Below are 13,359 nucleotides of genomic sequence, written 5' to 3'. Positions count from 1 at the left end.
TCACGCTCGTGGAGCAGCTCGAGGCTGCCGTCATCAAAAAAGGTGTTCAGCCGCAACAGCGGATCACGCGGATCAAGCGATTCATCAATCGCCTCAGGAGCCATGATCGTCATCTTCGCACCTCTCTGGTTCTTAGTACTTGCCAAAGGCAAGCGCGACGTTGTGCCCACCGAATCCGAACGAGTTATTGATGGCGTATTTAAAGTCCCCGTAACGGGGCTCTCCCGCAACGACATCCAGGTCGATTTCGGGATCAAGGTTGTCAAGATTGAGCGTCGGCGGGATAACGCCGTCGCGCAGGGTCAGCACCGTCAGTACCGATTCGAGCGCGCCGACGGCACCGATCGAGTGGCCGAGAGCCGACTTGGGGGCGTAGACCGCGGCATGTTGCACGCCGGCGACGTGAATCGCGTTGGCCTCGGCGAGATCCCCGATCGGGGTGGCGGTGCCGTGGGCGTTGATGTGGTCAATGTCCTTGGGGGACAGGCCGGCTGTCTGAATCGCGCGCTTCATTGCTGCGCCAGCACGCTCACCGTCGGGGCCCGGGGCCACCATGTGATACGCGTCAGAGGTGATACCGGCGCCCATCACGCGGGCGATGATCTGAGCGCCACGAGCCTTGGCATGCTCCTCGGTCTCGATGACCATGAGCGCGCCGGCCTCGCCGAACACAAATCCGTCGCGGTCCCTGTCGAACGGACGAGAAGCCTTCTCCGGCTCATCATTTCGCGTCGACATGGCACGCATCATGGAGAACGCAGCGATCGGCAGGGCTTCGATCATGCCCTCGACGCCACCGCAGACGACCATATCGGCATCGCCCATCACGATCTGGCGCCACGCGTGAGCGATGGCCTCCGAACCGGAGGAACACGCCGACACCGGCGTGATGACACCGGCGCGGGCGCCGATCTCCAGGCCGACCACTGCGGCCGCGCCGTTGGGCATACACATCTGCACGGCCAGCGGCGAAACCTTGCGGATGCCATGCTCGTTCATCGTGTCGTAGGTCTCGACGATGCGCTCGCCGCCACCCAGGCCGGTGCCGATAACGACCGCGAGGCGGTCCTTGTCGATGTCATCGGGGGTGCCGGCGTTCTGCCACACCTGACGGCCTACGAGCAGCGCCATGCGCTGCACGTAGGCCATCCGGCGAAGCTCCAACCGGGTCATGTGGGTATCGATGGGCTCCTTGAGGTGCCCGCCGATCCACACCGGCAGCCCGAACTTCTCGACGAATTCGTCCTCGAGAACCTCGATGCCGCTTTCCCCGGCGATGAGTCCCTTCCACGTGCCCTCGATGTCAGGCGCGATAGAGGTCGTTGCGGCGAGAGCCGTCACAACGACATTGGGGAAGCCACCGTTAGCAGTGGAAGGGGTTGTCACTGGTCCTAGCCCTCCAGCTGCGCGCGGATGTTGGCTGCGGCCTCGGGGTTCTCCTGCTCGAGCTTCTCGATGTAGTTGACGACATCGCCAACGGTCCGCAGACCGGCCAGATCCTCATCGGGGATCTTCACGCCGTACTTGTCCTCGGTCTGAACGGCGATCTCAACCATCGACAGCGAGTCGATGTCCAGGTCGTCGACGAAGGACTTCTCGAGGGTGACCTCGGAAGGCTCGATACCGGTGACCTCTTCGATGATCTCGGCGAGACCGGCGACGATGCGATCTTTTTCTTCTGCGGTGGCCACTCGGTGGCTCCCTTCGGTGTTGTGGACTGCGGGCGCAGTCCTGGGGTGAACTCTTGTTATCGGAACTGGCTGACGGGCGACGCTGCCCGATCAGCCGGGGTACTACTTTTTGGTGGTTTGGCCGCTTACAGCTCGGCCAGGGCGTCTAAGTCGTCGAGGGTTTTGAGGGCGCGGTTCGTAACGCCGCGCATCTCACGCTTGGCGATGCCGGCCAGTGCACCCGACGGCGGCAGCTCCACGACTGCGTTGACGTCTGCGGTCTTGAAGTACTCGGTGCACAGGTCCCAGCGGACCGGCGAGGTGAGCTGGTTGACCAGCTTGTCCATGGCGTCGGCGCCGGAGGAGACGGGGCTGCCATCGAAGTTGGACAGCAGGGTGGTGACCGGTTCGGCCGGAGTGATCGCGGATGCGGCGGCGGCGTAGGCGTCCTGCGCGGGAGACATGAAGTGGGTGTGGAAGGCGCCTGCGGTGGCGAGTTGGCGGACGCGGGCCTTGGCCGGGGGGTCCTCGGCCAGCTTCTCCAGGGCGGTGATGCGGCCGGCCGCGACGATCTGGCCGACGGCGTTGCGGTTGGCGGGGACGAGCTCGAGGGCCTCGAGGCGCTCCAGCACCTCGGCCTCGTCGCCACCGAGCACGGCGGACATGCCGGTCGGGTCCAGGGCGCAGGCCTTGGCCATCTCGGCGCCGCGAGTGGCGGCCAGGGTGATGGCGTCGTCGGCGGAGATGACCCCGGCAATGGCATAGGCGGCGATCTCGCCGACGGAGTGACCCGCGACCACTGTGGTCTTGGTGTTGAGGTGGCCGCGCTTGGTGAGCTCGTCATAGGCCAGCAGGGTGAGGGCGACAACCAGCGGCTGGGTGATGGCGGTGTCGGTGATTTCCTCGGCGGTGGCGGTGGTGCCGAGACGCACCAGATCCAGTCGGCTGGCCTTCGACCACTGCTCAACCTGGTCGAGTACCCCGGGCAGTTCGAGCCATGGAGTCAGCATGCCGGGGGTCTGGGATCCCTGTCCGGGAGCGAGCAGTGCAATCACGTGTCTAAGAGAACACTGTGAAGGGGTGTTTGCGCCGTGTAAGAGAAAATGAATCTTGTCTTAAGTATTTGTGGAGTGTTCACAAAAAGTCATCCGTTGCGACCCGATCTACACCGTCTCGCAATGTGGGACCTCGCAGGTGACCGGCCAGTAACCTTCCTAAGCCTTGATTACGTTAATTGTGACTGGTGCGATGCCTGGTTCAGAAGTGAAAGCATCGGCGTGATCCCGAGCCAGTCTGCCGACGGTTGCTGCGATTCGCAGCACATAGGCATCACGCGGGGACGTTGGGTCCCTTCCGGTGAAATCGGTGATTCGCTTAAGTCGATAGCGCACAGTATTTGGGTGAACAAAGAGTGTGCGCGCGCACGCCTCGATGGCACCGCCGGAATCTAAGTACGCATCGAGGGTTTCGGTGAGCGCGGGGCCGGCATCGGCGAGCGGACGCATCACTTCGGTGTTGAGCGACGCGATGGCGGCCTTATCGCCCAAGAGCGCGCGCTCGGGCAGCAGCTCGCGCGAGGACACCGGGCGGGGCGCGCCGCGCCACCCGGACACCGCGTCCATGGCCGAAAGTGCCTCCACGGCGCTCGTGTGCGAGGCGCTGAGTGTTCCTGCGGTGGGCCCGACCACCACCGGGCCGTCGGAGAAGACGTTGATCAGGTCGGCCAGGAACTTGTCGTGGGTAGTGATCGACCCCGACACGATGGTCAGCAGCCGGGTGCCCTGGATCACGGCGAGCGCTCCGCGCCCATGCCGCTGGGCCACCTCGTGCACCAATGTTGTGGCATTGGCGATGGTCTCCGGTTTGGGGGTGCCGACGACGACCGTCGCCGGTGCGGTGGTGTCCCAGTTCAGGGCGGCTGCTCGCGACAGCATGTCCGGCCCGGTGTCACCGCGTACCACCGCATCGACCACGGTCGCCTCCAGGCGCGAGTCCCACGCCCCGCGGGCCTCGGCGGCTTCCGCATAGGCGCTGGCCGCCCCGAACGCCAGATCGCGGCTGTAACGCAGGATGCCCTCGGTGAGCGTCACCAGCTGCTCGTCATTGCGGGCGAGCAGGGGCAGCACCTCTTCGAAAAACTCCATGGCGGTACGCACCATGTCGACGGAATGGCGTAGCGCAATGCGTTTGGCCAGGTCCTGTGGCACCACCTCGAAGGCCTGCATGGTGAAGCCGACGGTGCCCTCGGGGTCGCGTATCCACTCGACGAAGTTGTTGACCGCCGTCTGAACCACCAGGGCGACGCTGGCACGCTGTGACGCTTCCAAGTCGATGAAGAACGGCAACCGGTCTTCCATGATGTGTACGGCCTCGGTGGACAGCCGGCCGGAGTACTGCTTGATCCGATGCAGGAGCGCCTCGGGTACTTCGGCCCGCTCGCGGGGCTTGCGCGTGGCGCGAAACCCGCGCGAAGCGGTGGCCGGATTGTCGGTCATCCCTAAAAGGTACCCCGGATACCTAGTAGGAAACCGCCAAATGTCTGCACTTTTGGGTCAGTGGCGCAGTTTGCGCCGAATGCCTTCGATGGCCAGATCGAGGCTGTCGCGCAGGACGGTGATGTCCATGGTCGCCCGCCCCATCAGCATGCCGCCCTGCAGGGTGGCAAGGATCGTCGCGGCCAGCCGCTGGGGATCTTCGTTGTGGTCAAGGTCGCCGCGATCCTGCATCCGGGTCAAGCCGTCGGCAAGCAATGACTGCCATTGGTGGAACCCGGCGGCGAGTGCGGGTTGATACGCCGGATCGTTCTTGAGCTCGGCGGCCATGCTGCCCAACGGGCATCCGAATGGGCCACCGGGCACTTCGTGCATGGCCAAGATCGCCTGGGCCCACTGCTGAACACCCTCCATCGAGTCGATCTGGGCGAGTGTCGGCTGTGCCTCCAGGACGAGCTCGGTCTGACGTTCCAGGACCGCCCTCACCAAGTCGGACCTGTCCTTGAAATAGTGGTACAGCTGCGACTTGCCGGTATTGGAGGCGGCCAGGACGTCGTCGAGACTGGTTGCCGTGACACCCTTTTGGTACATCATCTGCGCGGCCGCATCGACGATGGCCGCCCGGGTGCGGCGGCCGTGCGCGGTCGCGGGCAGCTTGGCGGCGCTATGTGGTGACGACTTACCTACCATCTCGAACAACATTAGCTGTGACTTTGGCTCGTCTTAGTCGCAGTATTGAGTAGTGGCCGCTCGGCGTCGGAAACGCGATGATCAGCGCCGACAGCGCCGCCATCACCGGATACTGGCTGATCAGTTGGTCCGAAGTCCAGTAGGTCAAGAGCGTCAACAGCGAAACCATGGCCGCGGGTTGGGGAATTAGCCCCAGGATCAGGATTGCCCCGAGTGCCACCTCCAGCAGGGGGATGGTGACACCGAAAAGGCCCGGCCACGCTCGGAGCACGCTGTCGGAGAAGGCGGTGAAGTACTCCGGCACCCGGGTGTTGGACTGCGCGCTGTGGGCGATGAGCAGAATGTCCGCGCGGCCGAAGTGTGCGCTGTATTTGAAGATTCCCTCGTGCAACCACAACGCGCCCAGTGCCACCCTTGCCACGCCGAGGGCGATCGGCGCGGCAAGGGCGATCCATCGTGCGGAGGTTCTCACATCAAGGCTGCCGCGCCGAAGGCCTCTTTGGCCTTATCGCAGTTGATCAGAACGGTGTCGTACATCGCGGTGTCCGCGCCACCCACGTCGAACGTCTGGGACGCCATGTCGGAGGCGACCGTGCCGAGCTCCTTGCCCGCGCTCACTGAACTCTGGTCTGAGCCCTTGGTCAGGTAGATGTGCAGGTCGGGTCCCTTGTCGGAGGAGAATCCGGTCAGGCTGACCCGCCCGTTGGCGATCGTGACAGTTCCCGCGACGTGCTTTCCGTCGATTCCGCTGAACGCGCCCGTACGCGTGGCGCCGGCCATGGCCTGCGATGTCATGGGCATTGACGACATCGCCTGCGGTGACTGGGTGCTTGGTTGAGCGTCACGAGATGGCGCGTTACACGCGGCAACGGCCAAGCCGATGCCCAGAAGTGCTGTGCCAGTGAGAATTCTGAACCGCATGGTGGATTCCTTTCCGAGGGTTTGAGCGAGCGATCTCGACTGTACCGATCGGTACAATTGATGTCGACAAGAAAACGCGAACAGACACGTATTGCACTCGCGACCTGCGATTTATGTGCAATACGTGTCTGCTCGCGCCAGAAGGGTTATGCGCTGCCTGTGTCCTTGAAGGACACGTCGGCCGCCGCCACATCGTCGATCCGGTATTGGGCGGCCGCCTGAACAACCACGTCGCGGTCGACGGAGCCCTCATCGGCCAGTGCCTCCAGCGCCGCGACGACAACCGACTCGGCATCGGTGTTGAAGTACCGACGTGCGGCGGGCCGGGTGTCGGAAATACCGAACCCGTCGGTGCCGAGCGTCCGGTACGTCCCGGGCACCCAGGGCCGGATCTGCTCGGGTACCGCGTGCATCCAGTCCGAGACCGCTACCTTCGGCCCTGGCGCGCCGTCCAGTGCCTTCGTTACGTACGGAACACCCTTGGGGCGGTCCGGGTGGCGCAGCGCCTGATGCTCGATGGCGAGGCCGTCGCGATTGAGCTCACCCCAGGACGTCACCGACCACACATCGGCCGCCACATCCCATTGCTCGGCCAGCAGGTCGGCCGCCCGCAGTGCCTCGGGCAATGAGACCCCCGAGGCCAGGATCTGCGCCTGATGCTTGCGCGTCTCGGGCGCTGCGCGGAACTTGTGGATACCGCGCAGGATGCCCTCGGCGTCGACGTTCTCCGGCTCGGCTGGCTGCACGTACGGCTCGTTGTACAGCGTGATGTAGAAGTAGACGTTCTCGCTGTTCTCGCCGTACATCCGCTGCAGGCCGTGCTCGACGATATGCGCAATCTCGTACGCGAACGCTGGGTCATAGGCAACCACAGCGGGATTGGTGCTCGCCAGCAGCAGTGAGTGCCCGTCGGCGTGCTGCAGGCCCTCGCCGGTCAGCGTGGTGCGGCCCGCGGTGGCGCCCAGGACGAACCCCCGCGCCATCTGATCGGCCGCAGCCCACAGGCCGTCACCGGTGCGCTGGAAGCCGAACATCGAATAGAAGATGTACAGCGGGATCATCGGCTCGTCGTGGGTTGAGTACGACGTGCCCACCGCGGTGAACGTCGCGGTGGATCCGGCCTCGTTGATGCCCTCGTGCAGGATCTGGCCCTGCGCGCTTTCTTTGTACGCCAACATCAATTCGGCATCCACCGAGGTGTACAGCTGGCCGTTGCGGTTGTAGATCTTCAGCGACGGGAACCACGAGTCCATACCGAAGGTGCGGGCCTCGTCGGGGATGATCGGAACGATGCGGTTCCCAATGTTCTTGTCCCGTAACAGTTCCTTGAAGGTCCGCACCAATGCCATGGTGGTGGCGACTTCCTGCTTGCCCGAACCCTTCTTCACCGAGGCGTAGGCCTCGGAGCTCGGCAGGGTGAGCGGCCGCGACTTGGTACGGCGCTGCGGCAGGAATCCACCGAGGGCACGGCGCCGGTCCAGCATGTACCGGATCTCTCGTGCCTCGGGCCCGGGGTGGTAGTAGGGCGGCAGGTACGGGTTCTCTTCGAGCTGGGCGTCGGAGATCGGAATCCGCTCGCGATCGCGGAAGTCCTTGAGGTCGTCCAGCGTCAGCTTCTTCATCTGGTGGGTGGCGTTGCGGCCCTCGAAGTGCTTGCCCAGGGTGTAGCCCTTGATGGTCTTGGCCAGGATGACCGTCGGCTGGCCCTTGTGCTCGGTGGCCGCGCGATAGGCGGCGTACACCTTGCGATAGTCGTGGCCGCCGCGCTTGAGGTTCCACACCTGGTCGTCGGTAAGGTTTTTCACCAGTTCCTTGGTGCGCGGATCGCGCCCGAAGAAATGCTCCCGAACGTAGGCGCCGTCGTTGGCCTTGTAGGTCTGGTAGTCGCCGTCGGGGGTGGTGTTCATCAGATTCACCAACGCGCCGTCGCGGTCGGCGTGCAGCAGGGTGTCCCATTCGCGGCCCCACACCACCTTGATGACGTTCCAGCCGGCGCCACGGAAGAACGACTCCAGCTCCTGGATTATCTTGCCGTTACCGCGTACCGGACCGTCGAGACGCTGCAGGTTGCAGTTGATGACGAAGGTCAGATTGTCGAGGCCCTCCAGCGCGGCGATATGCGCCTGGCCCCGCGACTCGGGCTCGTCCATCTCGCCATCGCCGAGGAAGGCCCACACCCGCTGATCAGAGGTGTCCTTGATGCCACGGTCGCGCAGATAGTGGTTGAACCGCGCCTGCATAATCGCGTTCATCGGACCCAAACCCATGGAAACGGTTGGGAATTGCCAGAAATCGGGCATAAGCCGCGGGTGCGGGTAGGAGGGCAGGCCGCCGCCGGGGTGACTCTTTTCCTGACGGAACCCGTCGAGCTGATCGGTCGTCAGCCGGCCTTCGAGGAAGGCGCGGGCGTAGATGCCGGGGGAGGCGTGGCCCTGGATGAACACCTGGTCGCCGCCGCCCGGGTGGGCGGTGCCGCGGAAGAAGTGGTTGAACCCGACCTCGTAGAGGGCCGCCGAGGAGGCGTACGTCGAAATGTGGCCGCCCACACCGACCCCTGGTCGCTGTGCACGGTGCACCATGATCGCGGCGTTCCAGCGGATCCAGGCGCGGAAACGGCGTTCGGTGTCCTCATCGCCGGGAAACCACGGTTCGTTCTCGGTGGCGATGGTGTTCACGTAGTCGGTGGACGTCAGCGCGGGGATGGCCACGCGGCCGGCGTTGGCGCGTTCCAGCAGGCGCAGCATCAGATATCTGGCCCGCGCCGGACCCGACCGGGCCAGCAGCCCGTCGAAGGATTCGAGCCACTCAGTGGTCTCGTCGGGGTCGATGTCCGGGAGGTAGGACGCGACGCCTTCGCGGATCACCCGAACGCGTTCGGATTGATTTGCGACGCTTGAATTTCCGGCCAGGTCCTGGCGAGAGAACTCCGTGGTCAACTTTTCTGCTCCTTAGGGGTGGGGGTGCAGATCTCAGTCACAATCAGATCGGTATCCCCATCGTGCCGCAAGCCCCTTGCTACTAGCGAGTCTGTTCCAGTCACAGGGTCCTGAGCTGCCCTAGCGGGTACCGTCATGACATGCGTATGGCGGCGCTGTTGATCGCGCTCGCGGCCATCTGTGCAGCGGTCGTGGCGGGCTGCACCGTGACCACAGGCGGGCAGGCGTCGGCGCCCAGCGATTCGGTGTCGGAGTACCGCACGTCCGTCTCGCAGTCCCTGGAGACGTCGCGGACGCAGGAGTCCAAGCGGCAGGAGACGTCGCGTCAGCAGGCCATGGCCGATGCGTGTGAGACATTCGCGATGACCTCGGATGCGGCCGTCACCGCGGGTAATGACCTGATCTCGGTCATGAACAACGAGGGCGGGTACGGCTCGGCAGCGGAGGCCAAGGTGGGGCCGGTTATCAACGCGCTGAACACGAGCGCCAGCCAAATCGACTCCATCAAGGCGAACGCCCAGACCGACGACCTGCGCGATGCGTTGGGTCAGTACGTCGAGCAGTCCCGAAAACTGGCTGGCGCGTTCGATAATCGGCTGAGCGAAAGCACTCTCAACTCTGTGGTTCGCACTTTCAACGACGCGAGAGAGCGTGCCGGGAAGATCTGCGAACCGCTCTTACAGACAAAAGGCCGATAGCGGATGACGGGGATTGCCATCGGCATGCGACGATGTGACCATTCATCCCATGTGCAAGCACGCACTTGTTGACTAAGGAGGGGCCGAACGGTGGTCGCGGCGGCTGACGCCTCGAATAATGCCCGGAAGCTGGGCATCCAGCGCAACCAGCTGGTGCAGGAGCTGGGCTGGGATGAGGACACGGACGACAATATCCGGGCCGACATCGAGGACGCATGCGGTTCGGAGCTCCTCGTCGAGGACTCCGACGATGTGGTCGATGTTGTCCTGTTGTGGTGGCGCGATGACGACGGCGACCTGGTCGACGCGTTGATGGATGCCATCACCCCTTTGGCTGAGGACGGCGTGATCTGGGTGTTGACGCCCAAGACCGGCATGCCCGGCCATGTGCAGCCCTCAGAGATCGCCGAATCGGCGCCGACGGCGGGGCTGGTGCAGACATCCTCGGTCAACCTGGGGGATTGGAGCGCGACGCGTCTGGTGCAGCCGAAGTCATCACGCGGCGGGCGGCGCTAATGCTGCCGGTTGGCACCGAAGCACCTGATTTCACCTTGCGTAACCAGAACAACCAGCTCGTTAGTCTGAGCGATTTTCGCGGCAAGAAGGCCGCGCTGCTGGTGTTCTTCCCACTGGCGTTCACCGGGGTCTGTCAGGGCGAGCTGGACCATGTGCGCGACCACATCGGAGACTTCGAGAACGACGATGTGCAGATCATCGGGCTGTCGGTGAGTGCAGGGCCGATCCACAAGATCTGGTCGAGCTACAGCGGGTTCACCTTCCCGATCCTGGCCGACTTCTGGCCGCACGGGGCCGTTGCCGAGGCGTACGGGGTACTCAACGAGAAGGCCGGGTATCCGAACCGCGGAACATTCGTGGTGGACTCCGCCGGAATCATCCGTTTCGCCGAGATGCTGGACCCCGGGCAGGCCCGTGACCAGTCAGGTTGGGTGGAAGCGCTAGCCGCGCTAGATTCGTGAGCTGATTCCCACGTCGGCGACGGCGTGGACCGGGCGTGTAGCTCAGTGGTAGAGCTCTGGTTTTACACACCAGCGGTCGGGGGTTCGAAACCCTCCGCGCCCACCAAAAAGTGCAGGTAGAAGGGCTTTTTGTCCTTCGTGGCTGCCTGTGGTTGACCCACCTTTGACCCATTTCTTTCTGTCCACGGTCTCAATGGCGTCAATGGAGTCCGTGTAGTCACTCTGGAACCAGGGAGTGTTGGGCAGGGCGAGACTCGGTCCTCACGGTCCGGAGTGGGACCTTTCTGTGTGTTGGATTCGCTCTTCTTGCTTCTGGAGCAAACTATTTGATCTGCTGTCCGGTTCCGGTGGCAGGTGTTCATTGTCTGCCTGCGACCGTGTGCGCCAAGCGCTTCGGGCGGATCAGCGTGGATATGACGGTTCCGGGTAAGCGCGCCAGGTGACAGGCTTGGCGCCAGAACGGTGGTCCGCCGAGATTCGGTTTCCTAACTGGTGTGACTTGGGATGTCATCCTTGAGCTGGGTCATGGGCCACTGCTGGCGCGCATCACCGTCGGAGATCGAATTCATGACCACTTGACCCCCAGTCAAGTGCTTCATATCCCACTTGGGTCGCGGAGCCCTTGTAGCTCGATCGGCTAGAAGCGTCTGCTCATCCCTATTGCCTGGCAAATATCCTTAGTGCGGAGAACTGCACTGCGTGGCGGAGCGCCGCGCGGTGCAGTCTGCTGCCCGCAGACCTCCGCACACCTGGGATCAGGTGGGTTTGGCTGTTTTTATGGGTCATTGCTACGGGTCGTGGTGCTCGCCTGTGGAGCGCTTCGTAGATTTTCTTATTATGGCTCTGTGATTGATGTTTTCGTGTGGTGGCCGTACTTGTGGACGTAGATCTGTCAATATTTGCGGATACTGGCAGGTGCGGGTGTCATTCGCTTCGGCGGGGCGATCTAGCTGAATCGATGCGCCGCGGACAGCTCGCTTGGGTTACGCCGAATTTCGGCGTGTCGTGACTGTGGGCTCGGCTCCAGGAAACCAACTGGCACGCTGGATGCATGAATGAAACGAACTCTGTGCCCGATTTGGCAGCCGCGCTTGCGATGTTTGTCACCGCGATCGCCAAGGAGCAGAAGGTGCCCAATCCTGGACCAGAGAATCTACTCACAGTGAACGAGGCAGCGGCTTCGCTGCGCTGCTCTCGTGCGTTCCTGTATGCGCGGATCCAAAGTGGGGACCTTTCCGCGGTCAAGCTAGGGCGTCGCCGACTCATCTCGACAGAGGCGCTTCGGGAGTTCGTGGCACGTAGCGCTGCCTGATCTGCTACCTGCCGTTTCGCTGTCTCACGGTCGCTGGTATTCGGCCAGCCGGCCCATCCGCGCGGCGTGCCAACATTGAGTCGGCAACGCTAGAAGCAGGCAGGTCCGTCGCCGTAGCGTGGGCAGAGACTACAGAGGGACGCTTCTGGCCTCGTTGCCAGCAGTTCACTCTGACGTGCCCCGTGCGTGTGGCTGATGTGTCTCGGTGGAGTGGGGAGTCGGGGGAGGTTGTCGACACGGAGCGTTTCGAGGCGCACGCGTGGAACTTGATCTCGCAGCTACCCAGGTCTGTTCTTTGCGCGGTGATTCGCAACCCGGAGAATCTGTCTGCGTCTGCGTCACTTCGTGTGGCGCGCAACAGTGTTGCGCATGACGACGATGTCTCGGAGTTGATTCCGGAGTTTCTTCTTGCGCAGGGTCGGGGTTTCGGAGTTCCAGGGCTATTGCGAGTCTCTGAGTCAACGTAACTTTGAAAGGTCCGTTGTGGTGCAAGCGGATTGGGGGGCGGCTCTTTCGGCGTCGTATCTGATTGGCAGTGTGTCGCGTGGTAACGGTGGCGTTGTGAAGTTCTGGCTGGCGGGGCCGCCGGTATCACCTGAGTCGACTTGCAACGTCTAGCTGTTTGGTCGCCGGTGGCGTGAGTTTGCGGCACACGCGATCACGAGTGCGGTAGCGGGACCGACAACGCCCCTACTGGGTAGTCTCCGCGTACCTCGATAGAGGAAGCAGATTCGGCTACCTTTCCACAGGTCGCGACCACAACACTCGCAAAGATCTTGATTTGTTTCCTGTAACAGCTTTTATCCCAGTTCATCGTGCTCTACTGTGTTCCCCATGGCCTCAGGCGACTCCAGCGATGGCAACCACTACACGACGTACTGGTGCCAAAGACTGCAACTTAGGGTTGGAACCCAGGCTGAACTTCGTCAGACGCCGTCGATGCTTCGCAGGTCATTGGCTGTGGTTGCTGCAGGGGCTGTGGTCGTCGGTGCGGCGGTCGTGGTGAATGACACCACCACGCCGGGTAGCGGTTTTTCCACCATGGCGACGGTGGGAGCGGATCCCACCGGCCCAACAGGAGGACCGGGCGGCGGCGGTGGGATGGACGGAAGCCAGTTTCAGCCACCGTCTATGCCTCAGCAGATGCCGGATTATCAGGGAGGCAACAACTTACCGCCGTTAGATCAGAACAGCGGGATCTCCATCTACAACAGCGGGGTACAGGGTGCCTCGCAGCAGGGCGGGCAGGCCAACGCCCCTCAGCAAGGGCTCCAGCCGGGGCAGAACTCGGATGGCTCGTGGAACTCTGCACGCAACGGCGAGCAGAACCCGCCGAACTACAGCACTGCGCCGGGGATGACTGGCGCACAGTCGATCCCGAACACGGCGCCGCAGCAGCCTCAGCAGAACCCGCCCTCGCAGGCGAGCCAAGCCCCAACTCAGACGCAGCAACCCACACAGACTCAACAGTCAACGCCCACGCAGACGCCCACCACCACCATGCCGACGACAACCACGCCAACAACAACGACGCCGACCACGCCAACAACAACGACGCCGACCACGACGACGCCGACCACGACGACGCCGACCACGACGACGCCGACCACGACGACGCCGACCACGACGACGCCGACCACGACGACGCCGACCACGACGACGC

At 63.4% G+C, this 13,359-nt stretch carries 14 protein-coding genes, 1 tRNA gene and 1 pseudogene; 7 read left to right on the top strand and 9 right to left on the bottom strand.

The features are described 5' to 3' along the window. The 9 genes from AB0H22_RS25140 to aceE form a co-directional block, all read right to left on the bottom strand. The coding region (locus AB0H22_RS25140; protein WP_358149973.1) for a hypothetical protein at window positions 1–113 on the bottom strand (113 nt) is incomplete at its 3' end. A gap of 19 nt (window positions 114–132) precedes the next feature. Continuing rightward, the gene (gene kasA / locus AB0H22_RS25135) at window positions 133–1,386 is read right to left on the bottom strand and encodes a 3-oxoacyl-ACP synthase KasA (RefSeq protein WP_180752341.1); all 1,254 of its coding nucleotides are present in this window, start codon (window positions 1,384–1,386) and stop codon (window positions 133–135) included. Window positions 1,387–1,391: 5 nt separating this feature from the next. Continuing rightward, window positions 1,392–1,691 (bottom strand): meromycolate extension acyl carrier protein AcpM, encoded by a 300-nt coding sequence (acpM, locus tag AB0H22_RS25130; protein WP_030095371.1) that lies wholly within the window; start codon window positions 1,689–1,691, stop codon window positions 1,392–1,394. A gap of 125 nt (window positions 1,692–1,816) precedes the next feature. Beyond that, window positions 1,817–2,725, bottom strand: a complete 909-nt coding sequence (locus AB0H22_RS25125; RefSeq protein ID WP_358149969.1) for an ACP S-malonyltransferase — start codon at window positions 2,723–2,725, stop codon at window positions 1,817–1,819. A 159-nt stretch (window positions 2,726–2,884) separates the two neighbouring features. After that, entirely contained in the window at window positions 2,885–4,165 is a 1,281-nt protein-coding gene (locus AB0H22_RS25120; protein ID WP_180752339.1) for a PucR family transcriptional regulator, read from the bottom strand. Window positions 4,166–4,222: 57 nt separating this feature from the next. Then, window positions 4,223–4,852 carry a TetR/AcrR family transcriptional regulator gene (locus AB0H22_RS25115; RefSeq protein WP_358149966.1) on the bottom strand — a complete coding sequence of 210 codons (630 nt, stop codon included), beginning with the start codon at window positions 4,850–4,852 and terminating at the stop codon, window positions 4,223–4,225. Next, complete coding sequence (locus AB0H22_RS25110) at window positions 4,842–5,324, bottom strand: DoxX family membrane protein (RefSeq protein WP_180752337.1); 483 nt, start codon at window positions 5,322–5,324, stop codon at window positions 4,842–4,844. Before AB0H22_RS25110 ends, AB0H22_RS25115 begins: the two co-directional genes overlap by 11 nt. Then, complete coding sequence (locus AB0H22_RS25105; protein ID WP_358149964.1) at window positions 5,321–5,773, bottom strand: DM13 domain-containing protein; 453 nt, start codon at window positions 5,771–5,773, stop codon at window positions 5,321–5,323. The genes AB0H22_RS25110 and AB0H22_RS25105 overlap by 4 nt, the downstream gene beginning before the upstream one ends. Before the next feature lie 146 nt (window positions 5,774–5,919). After that, window positions 5,920–8,709, bottom strand: a complete 2,790-nt coding sequence (gene aceE, locus AB0H22_RS25100) for a pyruvate dehydrogenase (acetyl-transferring), homodimeric type (RefSeq protein WP_358149962.1) — start codon at window positions 8,707–8,709, stop codon at window positions 5,920–5,922. A 140-nt stretch (window positions 8,710–8,849) separates the two neighbouring features. Between aceE and AB0H22_RS25095 the strand changes: the two genes are divergently transcribed. The 7 genes and pseudogenes from AB0H22_RS25095 to AB0H22_RS25065 all read left to right on the top strand — a co-directional run. Beyond that, window positions 8,850–9,407 (top strand): hypothetical protein, encoded by a 558-nt coding sequence (locus tag AB0H22_RS25095; protein ID WP_358149960.1) that lies wholly within the window; start codon window positions 8,850–8,852, stop codon window positions 9,405–9,407. 90 nt (window positions 9,408–9,497) lie between these two features. Then, window positions 9,498–9,923, top strand: a complete 426-nt coding sequence (locus AB0H22_RS25090; protein WP_180752333.1) for a DUF3052 domain-containing protein — start codon at window positions 9,498–9,500, stop codon at window positions 9,921–9,923. After that, window positions 9,923–10,384 (top strand): peroxiredoxin, encoded by a 462-nt coding sequence (locus AB0H22_RS25085; RefSeq protein ID WP_180752332.1) that lies wholly within the window; start codon window positions 9,923–9,925, stop codon window positions 10,382–10,384. The genes AB0H22_RS25090 and AB0H22_RS25085 overlap by 1 nt, the downstream gene beginning before the upstream one ends. Before the next feature lie 31 nt (window positions 10,385–10,415). Next, window positions 10,416–10,490: transfer RNA gene (locus tag AB0H22_RS25080), tRNA-Val, on the top strand. A gap of 945 nt (window positions 10,491–11,435) precedes the next feature. Further along, a complete protein-coding gene (locus AB0H22_RS25075) occupies window positions 11,436–11,696 on the top strand; it encodes a helix-turn-helix domain-containing protein (RefSeq protein ID WP_134147331.1) in 261 nt (86 codons plus the stop codon). Window positions 11,697–12,635: 939 nt separating this feature from the next. Beyond that, a pseudogene (locus AB0H22_RS25070) lies at window positions 12,636–13,094 on the top strand (hypothetical protein); the annotation flags it as partial. Beyond that, window positions 12,995–13,359: hypothetical protein (locus AB0H22_RS25065; protein ID WP_358149957.1), on the top strand; the 365-nt coding region annotated here is incomplete at its 3' end. The pseudogene AB0H22_RS25070 and the gene AB0H22_RS25065, both read left to right, overlap by 100 nt.

Origin of the sequence: Mycobacterium sp. NPDC050853 (assembly GCF_040653875.1) — a bacterium.
Classification (GTDB): Bacteria; Actinomycetota; Actinomycetes; order Mycobacteriales; family Mycobacteriaceae; genus Mycobacterium.
The sequence above is the reverse complement of the archived record's forward strand: the minus strand, read 5'-3'. Positions and strand labels throughout refer to the sequence as shown.